The sequence below is a fragment of the Vibrio breoganii genome, from assembly GCF_024346795.1.
In the GTDB taxonomy this organism is placed as follows: Bacteria; Pseudomonadota; Gammaproteobacteria; order Enterobacterales; family Vibrionaceae; genus Vibrio; species Vibrio breoganii.
Genome location: NZ_AP024865.1, coordinates 601,955 through 626,498, shown reverse-complemented (window position 1 = coordinate 626,498; position 24,544 = coordinate 601,955). Strand labels below are relative to the sequence as shown.

At 44.1% G+C, this 24,544-nt stretch carries 23 protein-coding genes and 1 riboswitch; of the genes, 15 read left to right on the top strand and 8 right to left on the bottom strand.

Features of this window, described 5'->3' with window-relative positions:
- Nucleotide 1: 1 nt before the first annotated feature.
- Nucleotides 2-1,087: a molybdenum ABC transporter ATP-binding protein gene (modC, locus tag OCU35_RS15890; protein WP_261826522.1), complete on the top strand. Its 1,086-nt coding sequence runs from the start codon at nt 2-4 to the stop codon at nt 1,085-1,087.
- 91 nt (nt 1,088-1,178) lie between these two features.
- On the opposite strand, the gene OCU35_RS15885 is transcribed toward modC, so the two are convergent.
- Nucleotides 1,179-1,613, bottom strand: coding sequence for a DUF3069 domain-containing protein (locus OCU35_RS15885; RefSeq protein ID WP_017029949.1), 435 nt, complete (start codon nt 1,611-1,613; stop codon nt 1,179-1,181).
- Nucleotides 1,614-1,911: 298 nt separating this feature from the next.
- Between OCU35_RS15885 and OCU35_RS15880 the strand changes: the two genes are divergently transcribed.
- The 9 genes from OCU35_RS15880 to OCU35_RS15840 all read left to right on the top strand — a co-directional run bounded on the left by OCU35_RS15880 (nt 1,912) and on the right by OCU35_RS15840 (nt 10,765).
- Entirely contained in the window at nt 1,912-2,889 is a 978-nt protein-coding gene (locus tag OCU35_RS15880) for a Solitary outer membrane autotransporter beta-barrel domain (RefSeq protein WP_017243279.1), read from the top strand.
- A 211-nt stretch (nt 2,890-3,100) separates the two neighbouring features.
- Nucleotides 3,101-3,382 (top strand): HlyU family transcriptional regulator, encoded by a 282-nt coding sequence (locus OCU35_RS15875; protein WP_017243278.1) that lies wholly within the window; start codon nt 3,101-3,103, stop codon nt 3,380-3,382.
- Nucleotides 3,383-3,562: 180 nt separating this feature from the next.
- On the top strand, nt 3,563-5,101 hold the full coding sequence (pntA, locus tag OCU35_RS15870; protein WP_102451950.1) for a Re/Si-specific NAD(P)(+) transhydrogenase subunit alpha: 1,539 nt from the start codon (nt 3,563-3,565) through the stop codon (nt 5,099-5,101).
- A 10-nt stretch (nt 5,102-5,111) separates the two neighbouring features.
- Nucleotides 5,112-6,491, top strand: a complete 1,380-nt coding sequence (gene pntB, locus OCU35_RS15865) for a Re/Si-specific NAD(P)(+) transhydrogenase subunit beta (protein ID WP_065210713.1) — start codon at nt 5,112-5,114, stop codon at nt 6,489-6,491.
- A gap of 148 nt (nt 6,492-6,639) precedes the next feature.
- The gene (gene vxrA / locus OCU35_RS15860) at nt 6,640-8,094 is read left to right on the top strand and encodes a sensor histidine kinase VxrA (RefSeq protein ID WP_170963464.1); all 1,455 of its coding nucleotides are present in this window, start codon (nt 6,640-6,642) and stop codon (nt 8,092-8,094) included.
- A complete protein-coding gene (vxrB, locus tag OCU35_RS15855) occupies nt 8,069-8,731 on the top strand; it encodes a response regulator transcription factor VxrB (RefSeq protein WP_017032250.1) in 663 nt (220 codons plus the stop codon). Before vxrA ends, vxrB begins: the two co-directional genes overlap by 26 nt.
- Nucleotides 8,731-9,612 (top strand): DUF2861 family protein, encoded by an 882-nt coding sequence (locus OCU35_RS15850; RefSeq protein ID WP_017032251.1) that lies wholly within the window; start codon nt 8,731-8,733, stop codon nt 9,610-9,612. The genes vxrB and OCU35_RS15850 overlap by 1 nt, the downstream gene beginning before the upstream one ends.
- A 22-nt stretch (nt 9,613-9,634) precedes the next feature.
- A complete protein-coding gene (locus OCU35_RS15845) occupies nt 9,635-9,790 on the top strand; it encodes a YoaH family protein (RefSeq protein ID WP_017029941.1) in 156 nt (51 codons plus the stop codon).
- A 564-nt stretch (nt 9,791-10,354) separates the two neighbouring features.
- Nucleotides 10,355-10,765 carry a bleomycin resistance protein gene (locus OCU35_RS15840; protein ID WP_102376524.1) on the top strand — a complete coding sequence of 137 codons (411 nt, stop codon included), beginning with the start codon at nt 10,355-10,357 and terminating at the stop codon, nt 10,763-10,765.
- 484 nt (nt 10,766-11,249) lie between these two features.
- Here OCU35_RS15840 and OCU35_RS15835 read toward each other — a convergent pair whose 3' ends face one another.
- Entirely contained in the window at nt 11,250-11,840 is a 591-nt protein-coding gene (locus OCU35_RS15835) for an alpha/beta family hydrolase (RefSeq protein ID WP_261826521.1), read from the bottom strand.
- Nucleotides 11,841-12,139: 299 nt separating this feature from the next.
- On the bottom strand, nt 12,140-12,835 hold the full coding sequence (locus OCU35_RS15830) for a pirin family protein (RefSeq protein WP_261826520.1): 696 nt from the start codon (nt 12,833-12,835) through the stop codon (nt 12,140-12,142).
- A gap of 173 nt (nt 12,836-13,008) precedes the next feature.
- Between OCU35_RS15830 and OCU35_RS15825 the strand changes: the two genes are divergently transcribed.
- From OCU35_RS15825 to OCU35_RS15815, 3 genes are all read left to right on the top strand, one after another.
- Complete coding sequence (locus tag OCU35_RS15825; RefSeq protein WP_261826519.1) at nt 13,009-13,902, top strand: LysR substrate-binding domain-containing protein; 894 nt, start codon at nt 13,009-13,011, stop codon at nt 13,900-13,902.
- 137 nt (nt 13,903-14,039) lie between these two features.
- A complete protein-coding gene (locus tag OCU35_RS15820) occupies nt 14,040-14,612 on the top strand; it encodes an NAD(P)H-dependent oxidoreductase (protein WP_261826518.1) in 573 nt (190 codons plus the stop codon).
- Nucleotides 14,613-14,788: 176 nt separating this feature from the next.
- Nucleotides 14,789-14,888, top strand: a riboswitch (purine riboswitch).
- Between the two features lie 100 nt (nt 14,889-14,988).
- Nucleotides 14,989-16,362, top strand: coding sequence for an NCS2 family permease (locus tag OCU35_RS15815; protein WP_261826517.1), 1,374 nt, complete (start codon nt 14,989-14,991; stop codon nt 16,360-16,362).
- A gap of 98 nt (nt 16,363-16,460) precedes the next feature.
- Here OCU35_RS15815 and yciH read toward each other — a convergent pair whose 3' ends face one another.
- Nucleotides 16,461-16,772, bottom strand: a complete 312-nt coding sequence (gene yciH / locus OCU35_RS15810; protein WP_017029934.1) for a stress response translation initiation inhibitor YciH — start codon at nt 16,770-16,772, stop codon at nt 16,461-16,463.
- A gap of 166 nt (nt 16,773-16,938) precedes the next feature.
- Between yciH and OCU35_RS15805 the strand changes: the two genes are divergently transcribed.
- Nucleotides 16,939-17,904, top strand: a complete 966-nt coding sequence (locus tag OCU35_RS15805; RefSeq protein WP_102329744.1) for a site-specific integrase — start codon at nt 16,939-16,941, stop codon at nt 17,902-17,904.
- 18 nt (nt 17,905-17,922) lie between these two features.
- On the opposite strand, the gene OCU35_RS15800 is transcribed toward OCU35_RS15805, so the two are convergent.
- Together OCU35_RS15800 and OCU35_RS15795 are read right to left on the bottom strand one after the other, a co-directional pair.
- The gene (locus OCU35_RS15800; protein WP_102367066.1) at nt 17,923-18,915 is read right to left on the bottom strand and encodes a D-alanine--D-alanine ligase; all 993 of its coding nucleotides are present in this window, start codon (nt 18,913-18,915) and stop codon (nt 17,923-17,925) included.
- Between the two features lie 30 nt (nt 18,916-18,945).
- Nucleotides 18,946-19,482 carry an SPOR domain-containing protein gene (locus OCU35_RS15795; RefSeq protein WP_102329746.1) on the bottom strand — a complete coding sequence of 179 codons (537 nt, stop codon included), beginning with the start codon at nt 19,480-19,482 and terminating at the stop codon, nt 18,946-18,948.
- Nucleotides 19,483-19,684: 202 nt separating this feature from the next.
- Between OCU35_RS15795 and OCU35_RS15790 the strand changes: the two genes are divergently transcribed.
- Nucleotides 19,685-22,051: a bifunctional acetate--CoA ligase family protein/GNAT family N-acetyltransferase gene (locus OCU35_RS15790; protein WP_261826516.1), complete on the top strand. Its 2,367-nt coding sequence runs from the start codon at nt 19,685-19,687 to the stop codon at nt 22,049-22,051.
- A 49-nt stretch (nt 22,052-22,100) separates the two neighbouring features.
- On the opposite strand, the gene OCU35_RS15785 is transcribed toward OCU35_RS15790, so the two are convergent.
- Both OCU35_RS15785 and galE read right to left on the bottom strand, forming a co-directional pair.
- On the bottom strand, nt 22,101-22,988 hold the full coding sequence (locus tag OCU35_RS15785; protein WP_102427520.1) for a LysR family transcriptional regulator: 888 nt from the start codon (nt 22,986-22,988) through the stop codon (nt 22,101-22,103).
- Between the two features lie 434 nt (nt 22,989-23,422).
- Nucleotides 23,423-24,436, bottom strand: coding sequence for a UDP-glucose 4-epimerase GalE (galE, locus tag OCU35_RS15780; protein ID WP_102322381.1), 1,014 nt, complete (start codon nt 24,434-24,436; stop codon nt 23,423-23,425).
- Nucleotides 24,437-24,544 lie beyond the last annotated feature (108 nt).

Sequence of the window (24,544 nt, the reverse complement as noted above, 5' to 3'; positions counted from 1 at the left end):
AATGTTCTCATTTACGCACCAATTCGATAACCAATCCTTTGATATAAGAGGAACTATCCCCTCGACCGGTGTTACTGCGGTGTTTGGCCGCTCCGGTAGCGGTAAATCCACGCTTCTAAACGTATTGTGTGGGTTATTGTCCCCTGATCAAGGTGAGGTGACATTTAAAGAAACCTGTCTACTTGATACCAAGCACAGTATCAATGTGCCTGTATGGAAACGAAAAATAGCGGTCGTCTTTCAAGATGCCCGTTTGTTCTCTCATCTCTCTATTTTAGAGAACCTTCTTTTTGGTTCGCCAAACAAGTTACAAAGTGGACGATTTAAGGAGCTAACGTCGTTACTTGGTATTGAGCACCTGTTAGATTCTAAACCAAACAAGCTCAGTGGTGGTGAAAGGCAGCGAGTTGCCATTGCTAGGGCGCTGTTGAGTGAGCCTGAGTTGCTGTTGATGGATGAGCCTCTGGCTAGTCTTGATTTACCTAGAAAAAGGGAGGTCATGCATTATCTCAGTCAACTGCCACACAAAATAGACATTCCCATCGTCTACGTGACGCATAGCCTTGAAGAGGTAATGCACTTGGCTGACAACCTGCTGGTTCTAGAGTCGGGGAAGGTTGCTGATTTCGGTACGGTAGAACAAGTGTGGAATGGAGACTCGCTCGCGTTATGGCAAGAGAGTGAGCAGCACAGTGCGCTACTGACCGCCAAGGTTTCTGATCGACATCCCAATTATGCTATGCGAAAAATGAAGGTAGCGGGGCATGCACTCTGGGTTCCTGACCAAGCGTTTGAGGACAAGAAGGGCGAATGTATGCGCATTAGGATTGATGCTAGAGATGTCTCAGTGACACTGTCACCTGTGGTTGGCAGTTCAATTCGGAATATCATCCCCGTGCAAGTAACTGATATGGAAGAACTAAACGATCACTCTTGCCTATTAACTTTAGCCTTGAATGAAGAGCTAGCGTTAAAATCGATACTGACTCAGTGGGCTACGGCAGAATTGAACCTTCAGAAAGGCAGTCAAGTTTTTGCCCAGATTAAAGGGGTGAGTTTTACACAGCAAAACCTGGCTACACACTAACTCTTAAAAAGAGAATGTACCCGCTTTTTCTTTCAGCAATAAAAAACTCGAGCTGATCTAACAACTCGAGTTCACTTTAGGCGATAGGATCTTAGTCTTTTAGAAAGACACTATTGAAATCGCGCTTAAGGATAGGGTCACGACGAGCTTTCTTCATTTGCTTGACCATGTCCTTGATACAGTTGAAAAGAACTTGGTCTAACAATTGTGCTTTGTAAGCGTTAGTTTGTTCTTCCGTCATGTTTTCAGGAATGTTAAGCGTTGGGAACTCTTCTAGTAGTCCAACACCTGCAAAGGCTTGGCTTACTGAGGTAAGAGCGTGAAATTGCTCGAAGTTGTCTACTACATTCTGTGCACTGGCTGGCAGTTCGTCCCACGCTTTGCGTACTTCTGCTTCACCGGCCTCATGTATAGAAACAACCATTTGGAACATCTGCTCAGGTACTTCATCAAACTCGATGACCTGACGCAATTCCGCTGATACTTCACTTAGATCGATGGTTTGATCTTCAATTATTTCTGACATAAGGGCATACCTTGTATTGATGGTCACCTTATCGTAAAAAGTTACCTAAAAAAGTCAAACTATAAACGCGTATTGGGTGATGGGTGCTCAATAAATAAGGCATCGACCTTATAGGGTGGTGGTTATTTGTACTATAGGGTGGGTATTTGTGCAAAATGATATTTAATACCTTTATCTTGATTGAACTCGAGGCGTAATATACTAACCTTGAGAAGTAACTGACTGTAATGGTTAACAATAACGTTTAATTCTCAATCTCAGATAGGTAAACGGAAAAAGTTGTTCAAATGGAGTTGATTTGAAACAGTACGCCCTCATACCGCTAGTATTGCTTGCTAGTGCTTATGCTCAAGCCGACGAAACCTTGCAAAAAGTGTTAGAGCAAAACTTTGCAACCGCAGTTTTGCTCAGTGACAGTGATGCTATCTCGTTTGGTTTTCAAGACTTTGACCCGAATGATTTCGTTACCAATAACGAAAATATAGGGTCTGAAGAGTCGCTAGAGCTGCGCAAGCAAATTTCTATTTACACCATTCCATACACGTTTAAATTGAACGACTTATCTCTGGATGATAAAAGTTTGAAGCAAAACGTTACCGTAGTCGGTTCCTATCTAAAGACTAAGCGCGACCTTTCTATTGGGGATGATCCCACTGAGCCAGAAGATACTGCAAGGGACGAGACATATACTTTAGCCGCTAAATATTGGGTTCACTATCCATTGTCCGAAAGTTGGAGCCTGAATACGGGACTCGGCACCAACCTGATGTACTTTCGCAATGACTACACCTACCGAAATTCATTAACCACAGCATATAGAGAAACGCTCGATGGTTATGCGTTTAATACAGATGCATGGGCTCTAACCTTCAAACCTAGCGTAGAGTTACATTATGACCGCGAACATAACTGGGGGCATTGGGAAGCCTTCACGGAAATGAAGTACTTCTATGGCTTTGGCTGGGGTGAGGCTAATGAAGGTGACGTGGGTAACCCCGAAGGGTGGTATTGGATCAACGGCGTAAAGGGGTTTTATGATATTGCGCATTGGGGGGGATATGGACAAACCCTCTATAGCAGTATTCGTCGTATCGATGTCGGTAAGGATCTGCGCGAACCTATGGGCACTGCTCACTATTATGAATGGAGCTTAGGATGGCTCGTTTCTCCTCCGTTCTTGAAAGACTATCTAGATAATGTTGGCCTTGGCATCAACATCAACTACGGAAGTAGCTTAAAAGGTGGAACCTTGGTCCTACTGATTAACGAAGACTAATGATTTAATTTTGGCTATTAGCTATAACCAAGTAAATGTTTTGTTGCTTGCGTGTTGCGTTATTATGTCCCCATCACTCTTTTAAGTCGATATGTAGTTTTAATACAAAAAACTACCCGTATCAGCTTCAAGTTCTTGATATTAATCCTCGCCTTTAAACCTTGTTTAACATAGATTTAGTATCAGTAAGTCTAAGATTTTTGGAGATTTTATGGGATGGTTTAGTCGTCTCTTTGGTTCGTCTGAAGCACCTAAACAGGTTGCTGTAGAACCAATAGAGTACAAAGGGTATTTAATTTACGCTGAACCCATTGCAGAGGGTGGCCAGTATCGCATTGCTGGACGCATAACACTGGGTGAGGGCGACTCAATTAAGACTCACCGCTTTATTCGATCTGACTTACTTGGCAATGAAGGTGATGCCAATGAATTGATGATCAAAAAAGCACAAATGTTGATCGATCAAATGGGTGAAACCATCTTCAACCACTAAGCTCAGGCTAGCTAGTCTGATGAGTGCTCTGTAAGACAATGATGTGTTGTTTTCTTACAGATATTAATGATATTTTTTCTGAATTGGTGGCGCAGGTAAAAGCGGTTAGCTTTTATTGGTGGGCCAAGGAAGACTTTTTAATTTTGTTTTTTATTTTTGTGCCAATAGTAGGGAATAGCTATGCAAATTGGTGTGCCTAGAGAAAGCCTCGCGGGTGAAACACGCGTAGCTGCAACGCCTAAAACGGTAGAGCAGCTTATAAAACTGGGATTTGACGTCTCAATAGAAGGGGAAGCCGGGGCGTTAGCCAGCTTCGACAATCAAGCGTTTGAAAGTGCGGGAGCAACAATTGTTGATCACGCTACTGTTTGGGACGCGGACTTAATTCTGAAAGTAAACGCACCTTCTGATGAAGAGATTGCGCTTCTCAAGGATGGTGCGAGCCTGGTTAGCTTTGTATGGCCAGCGCAAAACCCTGAATTGATGGAAAAACTTTCGAGCAAGAACATCAACGTGATGGCGATGGATGCGGTACCTCGTATTTCTCGTGCTCAAGCGTTGGATGCATTGAGCTCAATGGCGAACATCGCAGGTTACCGTGCTGTGGTTGAAGCTGCCCACGAATTTGGTCGTTTCTTCACAGGTCAAATTACCGCTGCGGGTAAAGTTCCGCCAGCTAAAGTTTTGGTTGCGGGTGCAGGTGTTGCAGGTCTTGCTGCCATCGGTGCTGCAGGAAGCCTTGGCGCTATCGTTCGTTCATTTGACGTTCGTCCTGAAGTAAAAGAGCAAGTTGAATCTATGGGTGCTGAGTTCTTAGAAGTGGATTTCCAAGAAGATACTGGCGCTGGTGACGGCTATGCAAAAGAAATGTCAGACGACTTCAACAAGAAAGCGGAAGAGCTTTACGCTGAGCAAGCGAAAGACGTTGATATCATCATCACAACAGCACTTATCCCAGGTCGTCCAGCACCTAAGCTAATTACTAAAGAAATGGTAGATAGCATGAAGTCGGGTAGTGTGATTGTTGACCTTGCAGCTGCTAACGGCGGTAACTGTGCTTACACCGAAGCAGACAAGGTCATTACGACGGCAAATGGCGTTAAAGTCATTGGTTATACCGATATGGTAGGTCGCCTACCGACCCAGTCTTCTCAACTTTACGGTACTAACATTGTCAACCTGCTGAAACTGCTTTGCAAAGAGAAAGATGGCAACATCGATATCGACTTTGAAGATGTAGTGCTTCGTGGTGTAACGGTAGTGAAAGAAGGTGAAGTGACTTGGCCTGCGCCACCAATTCAGGTGTCTGCACAGCCACAGGCTGCACCTAAAGCCGCTCCAGTAAAACCTGAGCCTAAGAAAGATGAGCCAGTCTCTCCAATCAAAAAGCTTGCAGGTCTTGCCATTGGTCTTGGTGCATTTGCATGGGTTGCTTCAGTAGCACCTGCTGCATTCCTCGCTCACTTCACTGTATTCGTACTGGCTTGTATCGTAGGTTACTACGTAGTTTGGAACGTAACGCACGCTTTGCATACCCCACTTATGTCGGTGACTAATGCCATTTCGGGCATCATCATTGTGGGTGCATTGCTACAAATAGGACAAGGTAACGGTGTTGTCACCTTCCTTGCATTTATTGCCGTGTTAATTGCTAGCATCAACATCTTCGGTGGCTTTACGGTCACGAAGCGCATGCTAGAAATGTTCCGTAAAGACTAAGGAGTAAACTATGTCTGCAGGATTAGTTCAAGCCGCATATATTATTGCTGCTGTGTTCTTTATTATGAGCTTGGCGGGTCTTTCTAAACAAGAAACGGCTCGTTCAGGTAACTATTACGGTATTGCAGGTATGGCTATCGCCTTGCTTGCGACTATCTTTGGCCCACATTCAAGCGGTATTGCTTGGATTCTATTGGCTATGGTTGTTGGTGGCGGTATTGGTATTCATTATGCCAAGAAAGTTGAAATGACCGAAATGCCAGAGTTGGTTGCAATCCTACACAGTTTTGTAGGTATGGCAGCAGTACTAGTAGGTTACAACAGCCTATTAGATGCACCAGAAGCAGCAACTCATGCTGAGCACGTGATTCACCTTGTTGAAGTTTACCTTGGCGTATTCATTGGTGCAGTAACCTTTACCGGTTCTATAGTAGCCTTTGGTAAATTGCGTGGCATCATTTCTTCGTCTCCATTGAACCTTCCGCACAAGCACAAGCTAAACCTTGCGGCTATCGTGGTTTCAGCACTATTGTTGAAATGGTACCTAGGTGGCGATGGCGCTCTATTCCCATTGTTCCTAATGACTCTGATAGCGTTCGCGTTTGGTTACCATTTGGTGGCTTCAATCGGCGGTGCGGATATGCCAGTAGTGGTTTCAATGCTTAACTCATACTCTGGTTGGGCAGCAGCTGCGGCAGGTTTCATGCTAGCGAACGATCTTCTGATCGTGACCGGTGCACTAGTAGGTTCGTCAGGTGCAATCCTGTCTTACATTATGTGTAAGGCAATGAACCGCTCGTTTATCAGTGTTATCGCAGGTGGCTTTGGTCAAGAAGTCGCAGTATCTACGGGTGATGAAGAGCAGGGTGAGCATCGCGAATCAACCGCTGAAGAAGTGGCTGAAATGCTGAAGAACTCTAAGTCAGTGATCATCACTCCAGGATACGGCATGGCAGTAGCTCAAGCTCAGTACCCAGTGCATGAGATTACAGATAAACTTCGTGCTCAAGGTATTGAAGTGCGCTTTGGTATTCACCCAGTAGCGGGCCGTCTACCTGGTCACATGAACGTACTACTAGCAGAAGCGAAAGTACCTTATGACATCGTATTGGAAATGGACGAAATCAACGATGATTTCACTGAGACTGATACTGTTCTTGTTATCGGTGCGAACGATACGGTTAACCCGGCTGCACTTGAAGATCCAACAAGCCCAATTGCTGGCATGCCAGTACTTGAGGTATGGAACGCACAAAACGTCGTTGTATTTAAGCGATCAATGAATACCGGTTACGCTGGCGTTCAAAACCCGCTTTTCTTTAAAGAGAACTCATCAATGCTATTTGGTGATGCTAAAGACTCTTGCTTGAAGATCATTGAGCATCTTTAAGGCTGTTAGTTAGCGTAAAAGGGAGCTTCGGCTCCCTTTTTTATTTGTGTACTTTCCTACAGGAGAGTGTCATTTCATTGTCAATAATGGCGTACGGTTTGGAATGCCGGACTGTTTACGCGTATAGTTAGCACATTCAAGTTAAAACATGTTGTACTCTTTGAGAACTTTACTTCTATTCATAAGCTTAGTGACCGTTAGCCCAATGCTTGCGGCGAAAACACTACCCCAAAGGTTAGATACTTTGGTGAGCTTATTTGTGTTTGAAGATGCTAAAGATTCGTATGACATGCAAGTGATTCAAGCCGATTTTCCGACGGCGTTGATCAATCCAAATTCCATGTTGCCACAGACCAGTAAATATCCTTTAAAAGATATTCAGTTGCTGTATCGACTAGAGCAAACCTGTAAAGGCAAGCTACCACTTAGCCCAACGGTTACCGAACCCTTAGTGTTTACAAGGGCAATGTGTCGAGGCACCAAACTACCTCTAAAATGGTTTGCTCGTTCAAATCATATTCATCCGGGTGGCGGCACCTATGCGGCTCGGTACGTGAAAGCCCATCCAGACCGTTTTGATGAACTGCAGCAGTACATGCACATCAATGAGAGACAATTGGCAGAGCCTGACAGTCTGCTAGGCAGGTTGCAACTGATGCACAGTGACTCGATCTCTGCCTTGCTATCAGGCGCACCTATGATGTTACAAGGTAACGAATTTTGGCTTAGAAAGGGCGACAGTTACTTTGTGTTTGACGTGGAAACACTAGAGCATAATGCCAAAGAGGCTGAGTTAAGTTTCAACCCTGTATCGCAAGTGAATGAGTGTTTCTTTGAACGTGGCAATATTTGCTGGCAGCAACACGACAACAGTCACCTAATAAAGAATCTTCTTTATGCCTTAGTCCTTTTGAACTTGGCCTTAATTATTGGTTGGTCTGTTTATCGCTGGAACAGTAAGCGAGAAGAGATGCGCAGTCGTATGCTCATTCTTCAGATACTCACCCATGAATTACGTACTCCTATCGCAAGTTTGTCTATGACAGTTGAGGGATTCAGGAGAGAATTCGAGCACTTACCGGAAACGGTTTACGATGAATTTAGGCGTTTATGTGAAGATTCGCGACGTCTTCGACAACTTGCTGAGGCCAGCAAAGATTATCTGCAATCAGATAACCGGCCTTTAGCGACTGAACACCTGCCATCAATGCAAGAGTGGCTCGATTATAAAGTTGAAAACTATTCAGGGGATGTCTCTCTGAATATTGAAAAAGATATTGAGGTGCGGGTCAACATCTATTGGCTTGGAACCTGTATTGATAATTTGGTTAATAATGCAATTAAGTATGGTGTGGGCAAGGTTGAACTTTGCGTACATCGAAACGACAACACGCTCATCATTGAAGTGCAAGATGAAGGCAATCTGAGTGCCAAAGATTGGAAGCAATTGAGAAAGCCGTTTGTAAGTGAAGCGGGTCTTGGACTTGGACTGACTATTGTTGAATCAATGGTGGGACGAATGGGGGGAAGCATGAAACTTGTTGGTCCCCCAACTAAATTTGTAATGGAGATCCCTTGTGGAACAGACACTACTACTCGTTGAAGATGATAAAAACTTGGCAGATGGCTTACTAGTGAGCCTTGAACAAGCAGGCTACACCTGTTTACACTCTGAAACTATCGCAGACACAGCAGCTCTGTGGGAAAAAGCGGACCTCGTTATTCTTGATAGACAACTGCCTGATGGTGATTCAATTTCTAAGCTCGCAGAGTGGAAAGAAATTAAATCTGTGCCGGTTATCCTTTTAACGGCATTAGTAACGGTTAAGGATAAAGTGTCAGGTCTGGATGCTGGTGCTGATGACTATCTCACTAAGCCCTTTGCTGAAGCTGAACTGTTTGCGCGTATTCGCGCTAATCTACGAAGCCCAGGCAGTGAAGCGGGATCCGATGATTCTAAAGTCATCACTGACAACCTAATTATCGATAAGGCGACACGCGAAGTTGATTACAATGGCGTGAGCATTTCACTGACGCGTACAGAGTTTGATCTGCTTATGTTCTTGGCGAGTAACCTAGGCCGCGTGTTTACTCGTGACGAATTACTGGACCATGTATGGGGCTACAACCACTTCCCGACGACGCGTACCGTTGATACTCATGTACTTCAGCTTCGTCAAAAATTGCCAGGTATCGATATCGAGACATTGCGTGGCGTTGGTTACAAGATGAAAAGCTAATGAAACCGCTGTTAACTGCGTTGTTACTTTTACCTGCGGTAGTTCCTGTAACTACGAATGCGCAATGGTTTGAAGAAAACAACGCCGTCACTCGAATGCACAAGAAGCTACTCGAAGATGATTTGAGTGGCATGTTCGATCTCATGGTGCAGGTATGGCAACAGGAATCTACGGATAACCTTGAACCACACCTAGAGTCGCTTCTTAAGCAGGCGACCGAAAAGGATTGTGGTAAAAGCCTGATCTCTGAAGGTTTGCCTACTTGGCTAGACTCTATCACCATTGAAAAGGTATCGGTGCAGCGTCCAGGACGTTTGTCTCATAAACTAAGACTGCAAATCATCTCTGAAGAGTCACTATCTCAGGTGAGGTTAACCTTGTGGCCTGATACCAGTATCTCTAAAGAGGTTGTAGACCAAGATGCGTTTGAAACTATTACTGACGAAAAGCGTACCTTGCAGCAAACAGAAGCGACTTACAGTTTAAATAAACAACTTAAGTCTGGTTTGTATCAGTTGTCTATCGAAGATAAAGCGCAGAATAAATGGTCACATTGGATTGTTATTACAGAAGCCGACCCTGTGCATGTCGTACGTTGGGACTCGCAAGACAGTTGGGTGGTAGACAAGAAGCGTTTACTCAATCGCTACTGTCCGTTGCCAGTGCAAGAGGTGACTGTGTATGATTATAAAGACGGCCAGTATTCATCAGTATGGAATAAGTCGTATGAGTCTAACTATCCTGTTAAACTGCCTCGCAACGCTGTAGAGCCTGAGCGATATGTTGTGAGCGTATCTATGACGCAGTCACAATGGCAAGGGCCGATACTGTTTAAAGATAAACGAACCATCAGTAAGACTATCGACTACACAGAAGAGTAGGGTAGAGCAATTCGGAGTATTTATGTTAGATGATTTACCACCACTAAGTCATGAAGAACAGCAGAAAGCTGTTGAACGTATTCAAGAGTTAATGGCAAGTGGAATGAGTACAGCACAAGCAATTAAGCAAGTAGCTGAAGACATTCGAGCTGAGTTTAAAAAGGACCAAGAGCAGTAATGCTCTTGGTTTTTCCTATGCACCTTTAGCGCACTATAACTAAATATCTTTCTTAATATTATCTACAAATACTCACCCCAAAACTTCAAATTAAACAGTATTCTTTATGGGCTAATAGTTTGCGTTTACTGCTATAACTTTATATATAACAGTCACTTAGATAGTCACTCTGCGCTAAATGGTGTGCTATATGTAAGTCACTTACAAAAATGAGAATATACCCAGCATTTTCTTCTGTGCACATTTTAAACGTTACATGAGTTTGTACTTACTATGGCTTTGGCTACTATTAATACAGGTTATGAATTGGACAGTTCGGCTTTGATAGCCAATATTCATTAACATCGATTGGCTATGATGTGGCGTTCAGCAACAGCGAGCCTTAAAACGCATGAACTACGAGTCCTTCAGAGTCTGCGCCTGTTCTGTCTATTGAATTCTTTAAAATTACACTGTAACAAAACTCTTTAATTGCTAAGCTTCCACAAAAGTTGTTGTGCTTTAATCAGAGGGAAAATGGTGTAATGATGGTGAGATAGCAGAAAGTCATGACTGGAGTATTTGATGTCGCTAAGAGTTGTACCTGAGCTTTACTGTCAAAACATAGAGGTTAACAAGAAGTTCTTCGTTGAGGTGTTAAATTTCTCCGTTAAGTACCAGCGATTGGACGAACAGTTTTTGTATCTAACCAAAGATGGCGTCGACTTGATGCTGGAAGGCATTGATGGGAAAAGTCGCAAATGGCTAGTAGCAGCCGCAGAATTTCCATTTGGCCGAGGAGTGAATTTTCAGTGGGATGTGAAGGATATAGATTCGCTATATTGGCACGTATCTAAGGTTGCAAAAGATGCTATATACCTAGATCTAGAAACGAAGTCATATCTCTGTGGTGACCATAACGCAGTGCAGAAGCAATTTATCGTCCAGACACCTGACGGTTATCTGTTTAGGTTTTGCGAAGACGTGGTAGATTAAATTCTTAAGGTATTGCATCACGGAAACTCGCCAGATTTTACCTACGAGATGCATAAGGTCAATCTGTCGCTGTTTTTTTGCATAACAACACGCAAGAACGGGTGTCAGCTAGTAATAATGAGCCAGTACAGCACTATGTTAACGGATTACATTAAAGTGCGCATAATCAATGTTATGTTAAATGGAGTTCATAAATACCCAGCCACCTAATACAACTTCTCTCTTCCATGTCTGTTGTTAAGATTGGTCTCACATGAACTTCATCACGCCTATGTCTAAATACAAATCCGATCAGGAAAAATCTCATATAGTTCAATCCCCTCGCTTTATATTGGTCCACTTCTATTAGCCTAATGGTCAAATACCATTAAAGCCAAGTCCGCTAGTTAGACTCGGCTCAGTGAGTAATGGTTCGCTGGTTCTAGAAAATGAGCGAATCCTAGCACGAATTACTTGCCCTAAAATAAATCACCTCTGAGATGATTTACATATGACGTTTCATAAATTCCACCATGGCGTCAACTGCATTATCGATATTGCCTTCAAGTGTAGCGTCCGATCTTTTTGGTGGTTTAAAACTATGATCTCCATCCAGAAGATATACTACCTTGATGCTGTCAGATAATGGATAGCCCTCCACTTCATATCTCTTGCCAAAGGTGTCCTTTTCACCTTGCACAACTAGCAACGGTTTTTTCAGTTCGAGTAAGTGCTCCGTGCGCAACTTTTCTGGTTTTCCAGGGGGATGAAATGGATAGCCGAGGCACATACAGCCTTGCGCCTTAGTTTGCTCCACTATCATTGAAGCAACCCGTCCCCCCATGGACTTTCCACCAATAAACAATGGCATAGAGCTATCTATGAGGCTTACCTTTGTTAAGAAGGCTTGCTCTAACTTGTCCATTTTATCTGGCGGGTGGCGCTTACCAAGCTCCTTCGCCTTTTGCATATAAGGAAAATCAAATAAATGTACCGACACACCACGCTGCGTTAACTTTTCGGTCATCGTCTGCATAAATTCACTCTCCATACCGGCGCCAGCGCCATGTGCGAAGATAAAATTAGCCCAAGTCATACTTTCCCTTACTATTGTTTTTAGCCATACCAGTTATTAACTGTCATGATCCTTACATCAAATAACTGCGCTCTTAGAGCTCATCCTCCCACAGTACTTTGATAAATCCAATCGCTTTGCATTGTCATGTGTGTTCGACAAACCCTTAAGTTGAGAGGCTAGTTTTGTCAGCCACTACATTTCTATCCAACTGCTGTTGATGCGGTCACGTTACAACTATCAAAGAGCGTTAGGGCCTAATCTCAAAAGGGTACTGTTATTTAAACACAGTACCCCTAGTTTTAGTTACCTGAGCTCATTTAAGGCAGATCAAATATCAATGCCACGATTCTATCATCACTATGATTGGCTATTTTAATGTTAGATTCATCGCGCACCTTAATTCCATCACCCTCAGACACAATTAGGTCATTCGTTTCCATTGAGCCTTGTACTTGGTGCAAATACAGGCTCCGGCCTTGCTCGATATCTAACTCTAATTCGCTATTAGCTTCTAATACCAATTGATGAAGACTCATATCTTGCTTAATCGCTAATGAATCGTCTTTTCCATCAGGTGATGCAATTGTCGTAATTCCAGGTTTTTTGCCAAAGTCTTTCTGTTGATAACCTGGCTTGCCGCCAATCTCATTAGGTTCGATCCAAATCTGCAAGAACTTCAAAGGCTCAGTACTCGAAGGATTGTATTCGCTGTGATAAATGCCCTTACCTGCTGACATTAATTGAAACTCACCAGCCGGCAACTCTTGGACATTTCCCTCACTGTCTTTATGAGCAATAGTTCCTTCTAAAACAAAACTAATGATCTCCATATCCTTGTGGCCATGAGTATCAAAACCCGCTTCCGGATGGACAAGGTCGTCATTGATAACCCGAAGCGCAGAAAAGCCCATATGTTGTGGGTCGTAATAGTTAGCAAACGAAAATGTGTGTTTACTGTGCAGCCAGCCATGATCTGCGCTGCCTCTTTCATTCGAACGACGTAAAGTAATCATAATCTCTCCTCGTTTAAGGCTATTCTCAAAACTAACCTCAAATATTTTCAACTTACTATATTTAAGACCAATAACATTCTTGTCTGGTTTAATCTAAGTCTAGGTGTGCTAGGTTTATTAGAAAATCGGAAAGTTCTGATGTTTTAATTCAATTATTTTGAATGAAGGTGATTATGTACAATAATATCTCCATTGATGCACTTAGGGCCTTGGATGCAATAGAGAGAAAAGGCAGTTTTGCAGCTGCTGCAGAATCTTTGTATAAAGTGCCTTCCGCCCTAACTTACACAATAAAAAAACTAGAAGATGAAGTCGGTACCCCCCTGTTTGACCGCTCTAAGCAACGAGCCCAGCTAACGGCAGCAGGTAGACTAGTATTGGAGCATGGTCGAGAGATTTTATTGGCAACCAACCGGCTTTATGATTCGGTGCAAGAGTTGGAGTCAGGTTGGGAGAGTCAAATTCGTCTAGCACGCGATACCATAGTTCCTGAGCAGAAGATTTTTCCATTGATTTCAAAGTTCAACAATCTTCAACAAAAGGTGGATGTTAACCTTGGAGTAGAGGTACTTGGTGGCGGTTGGGATGCACTGCATAGCCGCCGTGCCGATATTGTTATAGGAGCCAATGGCGAACTTCCTAAAGGACTATTTTCTACTCATAAAATGGGAGAGATCTCTTTTGTGTTTGCGTTGAGCCCTAAACACCCTCTGGCCAATTCCCCCAACACAATTAGTAATGAGCAACTGCAAGACTATACTTCCATCGTGGTATCGGATACCTCTCAAGTACTGCCCGTTCGCGATAGTGGGTTGTTTAAAAGCCGACAATTGATAAGGGTTAACTCGATGGAGTCCAAAATTGCGGCCCAGATTGAAGGACTGGGTGTGGGCTTTATTCCTACCCATCTTGCTAAGCCCTTTCTAGAGTCGGGTCAGTTAGTCGAAAAGGAATGTGCTATCCCAAGACCCAGCCATGAGATCTATCTAGCTTGGCATAAAGACCAAACAGGAAAAGCGTTTGAATGGTTCATAGAACATCTATGTAATCTTGATTGGGACCTTTAAAAGTCCCGATTGCGTTAGTTCAAATAATTTGAAGTGCATTGTTAAAATATTCCGATTTTTTAGCATAGGACGTTATCTTAGACTGAATTACAAGCTCAACAAGCTACTCACAAATGACTGTATGAAGGAAGTGAATCATGTCTAAAATCCTAGTATTAAAATCAAGCCTTCTTGGCGACAACTCTCAATCAAATCAACTCATCAATAAAGTGATTGAAGGAAAAGAGGTCATCATTCGCGATCTTGCTGCCAATCCTGTGCCTCTACTTGACCTAAATGTAATGACCGCTATCAACTCACCGGTTGATACCTTGACCGAGGAGTTAAAACCGATACAGCTGCTATCCGATGAGCTGATTGCTGAGCTTAAGTCCGCTGAAAGCGTGATCATCGGTGCACCTATGTACAACTTTAGCGTCCCTACTCAGCTTAAAAACTACTTTGATATTATGGCGCGCGCTGGAGTGACCTTTCAATACACTGAACAAGGGCCAAAAGGTCTGATTGGAGATCGAGAAGTTGTAGTCTTTACCACTCGCGGAGGCATTCACAAAGACCAGACCTCGGACACTATCGCCCCTTACTTAACTTCCATTCTAGAATTCTTTGGTATCACAAACGTAAGGTTCGTATACGCCGAGGGTTTGAACATGGGTGACGATATGGCAGATGAGAGTCGTAGCGCCGCTCTTAAGGCTTTAACCGTATAATCCCACAGTTAGGGCTTTCCGATCGTGAAGTCCTTTAATTTCCCGCCGCCGCTACTTCGCTCTATTTACTGCTTTAGAAACACGAAAAAATCCTATTATAGAACAGTCAGATCAATAAGAGCATAAACTGTCCAAAATATAGGTTGAATTACTCACGCAAACGTTTACTATACGCGCCAAATTTAATATATCGAAGCTGTATATGTTTGGTGATTTGGACCAATCGTTTCTACCCCGGAACCTAACTCTGGGACTACAGTTTTCCGGTGCTCATTGTTGTTATGCGCACCCACCACTCACATGGGCTTCGATGTCTTGTTCCATTTTTATTAAATGGATCAACTACCTAATTGTTTTAGTTAATTAAGGTCACATTGTGAGTCAAGAAACCCTTATACAGCCAAGCCCGAGTAGCACTTCGGTTATCGACCGTCAGTTCAAGATCAGCGAACGTAAATCTAGCATTGGTACAGAATTGTACGCAGGTTTCATAACCTTCTTGGCGATGAGCTACATCCTAGCGGTTAACCCTGCCATTTTGGGTGACATCCCAGGTATGGATCGCGGCGCAGTGTTTACCGCAACTGCCATTGCGGCGGCCATTGCTACCTTGATTATGGGCGTGTTTGGTAACTACCCTGTTATGTTGGCTCCTGGCATGAGCATGAATGGCTTCTTCAAGGGCGTATTGTTTAGCGGCTCTGTGGCTCTTCTATGGCATGAGGCCTTATTTGGTATCTTCCTATCAGGAATCATCTACCTTATCTTTTCTTTAACTAAGATAAGAAAGACCATGATTGAGTCTATTCCTGAAGATCTCAAGCTGGCAATTACCGTATCTCTCGGCCTATTTATTGCCTTTCTTGGTCTTAAAAATGCAGGCATTATCGTTGCAAACCCGTTCATTCTTGTAAGCATGGGCGATATTAAAGAGCCTCAGGTCCTGATAGCTTACATCAGTATCTTCGTGGCGCTTGGTTGTATGATACGAGACATTAAGCTAGCAACCTTTATCTCATTTGTTACCTCTATTGTACTTACTATTGCGGCCGATACCTTTATGGGTACGGCTAACGCACCAATCCCTGATTCACTGGTATCTATGCCACCAAGCTTAGCCCCAAGCTTTGGTGCAATCTTTAACTTTTCAGCCTTTACACCCGAAAAGCTATTTGACCTGTTATTTATCGTCATCATCTTCTTTATTGTCGACTTCTTTGATGGGTTAAGCACCATCGTTGGTGTAGGTCGCGATGCTGGCATCATTGATAAAGACGGCAAGGTACCAAACGCGAAGTCTGCACTCGTTGCCGATGCTGGCGGTACGGTTATTGGAACTGTATTGGGTACAACCTCGATTACCGCTTTCTCTGAGTCAGGTATTGCGTCTTCTCAAGGTGCACGAACGGGCCTCGCTGCAGTGGTGGTGTCTGGTTTTTTCCTTGTGTCTCTATTCTTGTTCCCTCTATTTTCGATTTTCTCAACCGCAATCGTTGCGCCAGCAATGGTGGTTGTGGGTATCTATATGGTTGGAAGACTAGGTAGCATTCAATGGGAAAAGAAAGAGTCGCGCATTGCCGCCTTCTTTACCATCATGTTTACCATTCTTAGCTTCTCCCCTGCGAACGGCATGGCGATGGGCTTTATCAGCTACTCTTTCTCTATGGTTGTTGCTGGTAAGGGTAAAGAAGTACACCCAATCATCTACGGTTTATCAGCAATCTTCGTTACTTACTTAGTATTAATGTAACTTTAAGTGACGCCATCACTTACGTAACCATCTGATATATAAATAAAAAGGGCGATACTAGTAAATAGTATCGCCCTTTTTGATTCTAACTAATGAATTCAGCCACCAGCCAGCTTAACGGTATGACCTTTCTTCTCTAGGTGCGCTTTGATTTTGTCTCGACTGTCACCTTGGATCTCGATAACACCGTCTTTTACCGAACCGCCACAGCCACACACTTTTTTAAGTTCTGCAGCCATTAGCTTGAGACCCACGTCGTCCATATCTAGGCCAGTGACAAGACAAACGCCCTTGCCTTTTCTGCCCTTGGTTTGACGTTGAATACGCACAACACCATCGCCCTTTGGACGTTCTACTTTTTCTTCTTCAGGCTTGATACGCCCGACTTCCGTTGAATATACAAGAGACATAACGTGCCTTATCTGTGAAGTTATGCAGCAATTTTACCACTGATCTGTCAGAAGGTTAAATACCGTTATATTTATCCTTAGAAGAATTCTCGTTAAATAGTGTTTCCAATCAGCATCTTAACCGCTATTATAAACACTACAGCTCACTTAGTTATAGTGCATCATAATGAGAAAAAAATGTATTCCAATTACTGATCCACAGTTGAAGCAGCAAAGCTGTGCCTTATTCAATAAGCGTATATTGCTAGATGACTTAGACACCCTCACTCAGCAGCAGTACAGCCGTAACTCTCTGCTGTCTATGTTTAACGACTGGAATCACTTTGTTGAATTTTGTGGACAACGCAAGGTAGCAGCGCTTCCCGCCTCCACTACCGCGGTGCGCCTATTTCTTGAAAAACAAAGTGAAACCCGAAAATACGCCACCTTAAAACGAATGGCCATAACTCTAGGTCTTGTGCACCGTTTTCACGAGTTCCCCGACCCTTGTAACCACCGACAAGTAAAGATGTTGCTGGCTCAACTTCGCTTAGACAAAAGAGGCGACGCTAAGCAAGCGGAGGCTTTCAATTCTCAACACCTAAAAGAGATCCATCAGCAGCTCGACTCTGAAAGTAGCCTCAAGCAATTAAGAGATACAGCCATTCTCTCTGTTATGTTTGAATGTGCCATGAAACGAAGTGAGCTACGAGCCCTACTGTTTCATCAAGTACAGTATGAATTACTGGACGACAGTCCCATTAATATCGCCATCAACGACAACACTTATCAACTCTCGTCGGCCAGTAGTGAAATCGTTAAGCGCTGGTTACTAATGATTCCAGACCACCTAGGTCCCGTTTTCAGACGTATCGACCGTCATGGCAATATAGGCGATGACGCGCTGGATGCATCGTCGATCTATCGAGTATTTCGAGCCACAGAAACACAACTGGGGTTGTCTCTTAAGTTATCCGGTCAATCGGCCCGCGTGGGCGCTGCCAAAGAATTGGCTAAACAAGGCTATGGGGTTAAGGATATTACGGATTTTGGGCGTTGGATAAGCCCAGCAATGCCTGCGCAATACTTGGGTAAACAGGTATTGGCAGACAGTGAAAGGCTAAAATTCAAGGTCATAAAACCTTGGGATTGATTTTCGAACTCATGCTCTCTAAAGAGCCGTTTTCACCGCTTGAGCTAGGTAGTCAGAAAACACATGACCGTTATTGCTCAGCATTTTAGGGAACATAGAGATGGGTGTCATTCCAGGGAAGGTATTCACCTCATTGAGGTATATCTCTCCCTCTTCAGTTAGGAAGAAGTCGATTCGAGACAGGTCTTTAAGGCCCATCTGAACGAAGACTTTACGAGAGTATTCCGCTATCTGTTCAAGCTGCTCTTGGGTTAAACCCTTTGCAACAATCTCAGTAATTGAGTGACTGTCTGAGCTGTACTTCTCTTCATAAGAATAGAAGGTATCTGAAGGTGCAATCACCTCTCCCGGTGGCGTGATGAACAACTCTCCTTGGTATTCGTAGGCGGCAACCTCAAGCTCTCTTGGCTTTACGGCTTTTTCCACCAAAACTTGCTCTGAATAGTTAAATGCATCGCTAACCGCACGCTCAACGCCTTGAACATCCGTGACCTTGTAACAGCCAACCGATGAACCTTGACGAGCCGCCTTAACAAATAGACCACCCCAGTCGTTAAAGGCATCTTCTGTCTTCTGTACACTGCTTTGATTGTTCTCAGTTAGGAACAGATAAGGTGTGTTCTTAACTCCTATCGCGTCGTACCAAAGCTTAGAAGTGATTTTATTAAAGCTGTTGCTGCTCGCTTCTGGCCCGCAACCAAAGTATGGGATCCCTGATAGTTCAAACAGTGACTGTATGTCGCCCGTTTCTCCAGGGTAGCCATGAATACAAGGCACAATGTAGTCAATCTTACAGCGATCGTTTCCTTCCACTAGCTCAGCCGAATGTATGTCTAGATAGCAATCTTGGGCTTGTTGATTGCGCCAGTTTTCGCTAGTGATCTCAACGCGAATAACGTTAAAACCTGTAGTAGTTTCCAGTTGCTGTTGTACATAGTCAGCTGAAATCAAAGACACCTCATGCTCTGAGGAACCGCCGCCACAAAGCAAAAGAATATTAATGTTCGACATCTAGATAAACCCAATCAATCTTAGTAATAGTTATTTTAACAGCTGGAAGCTGTCTGTTGCTGCTAATTCTTTGTCAGTAAAGTTTTTAACGAATGGCTTAAGCTTCTGCAATCCTTCAGGAAGTGCGGCAACCGCGGCTTTAGCTTCATCGTAATCACCGAAATCACCCATCAACACAGAGTAAACTGGCTTATCGTTGATCTCTTTAGCTTGTAGCCACAAAGCAGACTCTGTATTCAGCGCTTTAGCAAAGGCTTTGGCTTTTTCTTCATCTGAGATAGTCGCAAGCTGAATTGAGAAGCCTTCCGTTGGTGCTACTGCCGGTGTCTCTGCAGGCGCTTCTGATACTTCAGCCACTTCTGCAGCATCTTGCTGTTTAATTTCAGCTGCATCTTCTTCAACAATAGCAACATCTTCTTCTACAATCTCAGCTTTGCTCGCGTCAACCTCAGTTTGATTGGTCTGATAGTTCTCTTGATAGCTTTCTGATTGAACGTCAGATTCGTAGTCGCTTGAACTACATGCAGCCAATAATAAAGCCAATGACACAATTGCGGTTTTTTTCATTTTTAATTCTCTTACGCACTTAGTTCTGAAAATCATGCCCATCATCGGTTGCATAATCAAGGGTAAGCGGGTGTCTAAATGCAATTTGACGTGATCAACGGCTCAGTTTTCAGCCTTTAACCACTGAAGTGGCTAAAAATGTCACACTAGTTCCTGAAACAGCTTTAAAATTAAACAGATACCATACAGAGGAATGACAAGTATGAGCCCGATGGATTCGCTGTTTAACCCAAATGCAATTGCCGTGATCGGTGCGTCAAATCGACCGATGTCTCCTGGAAAGGTCATAGTTGATAACCTCCTCCACTCAGGCTTCAATGGCACCGTTTTACCGGTGAATCCGAACCACACCTCAGTCTCCGGTGTGCTGTGCTACCCAAGCCTTGAATCACTGCCGTTGATCCCAGAATTGGCCATAATCTGCATCGACCATCAAGAACTCACCACCTTGTTTGACGATCTTGATAGCAAAGGAATTCGCGCCGCTATTTTGATAGCCAATTCGCTGTTTGATGAAGCTCACGCCAACGAGATCAAGCACCTCTCTAAACAGCACAATATTCGAATGATTGGGCCTAATAGTCTCGGTATCTGTATGCCTTGGACTAACCTAAATGCCTCTCTTTCCCCAGTAAGCGTACAGCCGGGTAAAATCGCCTTCATCTCGCAGTCTGGTGCAATCGCAACCACGGTTCTCGATTGGGCCAATGACAAGCAAATAGGCTTCTCGGCATTTGTATCTATTGGCAGTATGGCGGATGTAAATGTCTCTGAAGTCATAGATTACCTATCCATGCACAGTAAGACAGAAGCGATTCTTTTGTATGTGGAGCATATTCAAGATGCTAGGCGTTTTATGTCAGCCGCTCGTGCGGCCGCTCGTAATAAGAGAGTGTTAGTCCTTAAGGGAGCCCGCTCGCAAGTAGGAAAAGAGCTTTCTATGTTGCACCATGGTGGAAGCAAGTCCCTCAACATTGTGTATGACTCAGCCTTTGACCGCTGTGGTTTGTTGCGCGTGCACTCCACCCATGAGTTGTTTGCCGCTGCGGAAACGCTTACCCACTCCATTCCACTTAAGGGGAAACGGCTAGCGATGATTAGCAATGGTTCAGGCCCTGCCGTCATTGCCAGCGACGTGCTCAATCACTTAGGAGGGAAACTGGCTGAGTTCTCAGAGGAAACATTAACGGCACTTGGTAAGATTTCAAGCGAGTGCACCATCAACCCCTTAGATCTCTCGGGCGATATGCAAAGCACAAAATTGCTACGCGCATTTAGTCAGCTGTTAGACAGCAAGGACATGGATGCAATACTCATCATGTTCAGCCCTTCAGCAATTGCTGATCCACTCGCTACCGCAACTAAGTTACTCGACATCTATCAAAAGCACCCACATCGAAGACGTGTGAACCTCCTCACCAACTGGTTAGGTGAAACCTCAGCTAAAGAAGCAAGAAGCCTATTTTCAAAGCATGGCGTACCGACCTATCGCACTCCAGAAAGCAGTGTGATGGCGTTTATGCATCTTGTGCGTTACCGAGCAAGCCAAGTTCAGTTAATGGAAACTCCGCTCTCTATCGAGCATGAGGCTGAAGCGGTATTAAAGGCTAAGCAAATTTTGTCTCAAAGCCCTACCGATACGCTTACCACAGATAAGACCACGCAGCTGCTGAACTGCTATCAAATTGAAACCAATCAGGGCCTAAACACAGATGTTACTTTGCACCTACAATGTGATGCCACCTTTGGTCCCGTCATACTGCTAGGCCATAAGGGTGAGGTCTGTGACAATCAGTTTGTCGCAGGATTTCCGCCACTCAACCAGAAATTAGCAGAGACACTTATTAAAAAGGCATTGAGACGAGGGAAGTTACCTCCGGTCAGCACTGGGCAGTTTGAGTCTTTAACACAGACGCTAGTAAGATTTTCTCAGCTTATAGTGGATCTCACCGAGATCCAATCGATACACCTGAGTGGAGCGTTTGATGATTCTGAGCACCTTAAACTTGAGCCGCAATCCATTGAGCTTGGAGAGACCCTCAACCGCGTTTTAGCCATTCGACCTTATCCTATAGAGCTTGAATCAATAGTTAGCCTAAAAGACGCTAGTGAGGCTCTGCTTCGCCCAATAAGACCAGAAGATGAACCCCTGCACGCCCAGTTCATCAACAACGTCAGCAAAGAGGATTTATATAAGCGATTCTTTAGTGATGTTGGTGAGTTTGATCATCAAGCCCTCGCCAACCTGACACAGATTGATTACGACAGAGAGATGGCATTAGTTCTTGAAAAAGAGTCGCAAATAATCGGCGTAGTGCGCGCCATAACCGATATTAGAAGTAACAGCGCAGAGTTTGCTGTGCTGATCCGTTCAGACATGAAAGGACAAGGACTGGGCCGGATACTGATGCAGGCCATCATCGATTATTGTCGAGATAAGGGCATTGCTCGCATCGAAGGAATGACCATGCCATCAAATAAGGGCATGGTCACTCTTGCACAAAAACTAGGGTTTTCTGCCCATGTAGACTTTGAAGAAGGCGTTGTAGAGATGGCGCTACCCCTTTAAAGGCAAACCACCCGCTGAGCCTTAAGCGACGCCTTAAATGAGGTTGCCATCACTTAAGGCTCCATTGCTTTGGCAGGTTGCGAATCATCCAGCTTTTGGCCTTGCCCATCTGATTTCGCTTCCACGCCATGATTACCGGCAACTCAGACTCTTCACTGCCACTGATCTGCTTAAGAAGCCCTGCCTCTATTTTTGCTTTGGCAATATGCGTAGGGATTGTGCCTATGCCCAAACCACTCTCTAAAGCTTCTATCTTGGAGGCGAAGTTAGTTACCGTGAGGCGCTGCTGCTTTTCAAACACATTGATACTGCGTGTAGGTTTAGTTCTTGCTGAGTCAGCGATAGCGATGACGCGATAGTTCGATTGCGCTTCTTGATCAAATTCACCAGCGCGCTTATGCACAAAATGTTCAGGCGCAGCCACCCAGGTTAGCCCTATGCTGCCTATTGTTTCGATTTTTGCCTCGGGAATAGAGATGTCCGTCATGGGAGCTACAAGAATATCAGCGCGATCGTAGGCTAATGCCTCCCACCCCCCTGCAAGTATCTCTTCTTGGAGTTTCAGGCGTGTTTTGCTTTGTTTCGCCAGTTTTTCTACTAAAGGGAAAAAATGCCCCACGGGAATCACACCATCAAAAGCAATGGTCAGGTCTAGCTCCCAACCATTGGCAAGACTGGTGGCATCATTAATCATATCCGCTGTGGCTGCGAGAATGACTCTGCCCTGCTCCAACAATATTTTGCCTGCAGGGGTGAGTTCTGCCCTGTGTCCTGAGCGATCGAAGATAAACAGATCCAGCTCTTGTTCAAGCTTTTGTATCTGGTAGCTAAGAGACGATGGCGCTCGATTTAATTCCTCTGCTGCTGCTGAAAAACTGCCACGACGATCGATAGCATCGAGGATGTGCATGGCTTCAAGAGTGATTGGCGTGATCATTGACTTCCTTATCAAGGCTTATTTCGTGTTATTTAATCACTATCAAGCATAAAGTCACTGAATTTCATCAAATATATTGAAGCAAGGCAAAGAAAGTAAAGATGGGTTAGAAAATGATAGGCGCTATAAACCATTGATTTTACGCAGAATGTGAGGGATACAGAAACGAAAAAGCCAACTCACATGGAGTTGGCTTTGGAATTTTGCAATCAATAAAAGAAAAACAAAAAGTTGGATTATTGCAAAATAAACCGAGCTTACTTGTTAGCTTTTATTTCTTTAGTAACCATTACTACTGAAGCTGCGATAAATGTCACGATTAGCGCTAGTTCCATAATATTTCACCACCTGATATCAAAGAGTTATTAAGATTCGTTAAATTCTAAAAACAATTGTAACACCCTGTGGCGAAAAAAAAATCTAGTTATTCGGAATTATTCGGGGTAACCCTTCGGATTTTCCGATTGCCAGCGCCACGTATCTTCGCTCATTTCTTGCAAAGTACGCGTTGCTTTCCAACCTAGAACCGCTTCAGCCTTGGCAGGATCCGCCCAGCACTCGGCAATATCACCGGGTCTACGAGGTGCAATCTTGTACGCAATAGTCGTACCGCTTGCTTGTTCAAAGGCTTTTACCATATCCAAAACACTCGAACCATTACCTGTGCCTAGATTAAAGATGTGCAAACCTGATTCATGCCCTACCTTCTGCAGCGCTGCAATGTGCCCATCAGAGAGATCCATCACATGAATGTAGTCACGAACGCCCGTGCCATCCGGCGTTGGGTAGTCATCACCAAAAACAGACAGATATTCACGACGGCCCACAGCAACCTGAGAGACGAATGGCATAAGGTTGTTCGGGATCCCTTGAGGATCTTCGCCTAAATGCCCGGTTGGGTGTGAGCCTACAGGGTTGAAGTAGCGTAGTAAGGTGATGCTCCAATCAGGGTTCGCCGCCTGAAAATCAGTAAGACACTCTTCTACCATTAGCTTGCTACGCCCATAAGGGTTAGTCGCGCTTGTTGGGAAGTCTTCGGTAATAGGTACTGATGCAGGATCCCCATAAACCGTTGCAGAAGAAGAGAACACTAATCTCTTAACACCCGCCTCCCGCATCGCATCCACCAGCACAAGAGTGCCGTTGACGTTGTTGTCATAATACTCGAGGGGTTTAGCCACCGACTCACCGACAGCTTTCAAGCCTGCAAAGTGAATAACCGCATCGATATTGTATTGTTGCATTGTTTTAACGAGTAACGCTTTATCTCGAATGTCGCCTTCAACGAACTCAACATTTTGGCCAGAAACTAGGCTAATGCGCTGATTTACGCTCGCCTTGCTGTTATATAAGTTGTCAAAAATTACAGGTGTCATCCCTGCTTCTAGAAGCTGTATACAGGTATGGCTGCCAATATAGCCCATACCACCAGTTACAAGTACATTCATGAGTTTTACCAACTGATTGATTTATAAATAAGAGTACCTCATTTTTGTTAAGTTTTGAATTTGCCATTGTGCTTTTACTGCTTGAAAGTGCGGCGTTCAAATCCTTAA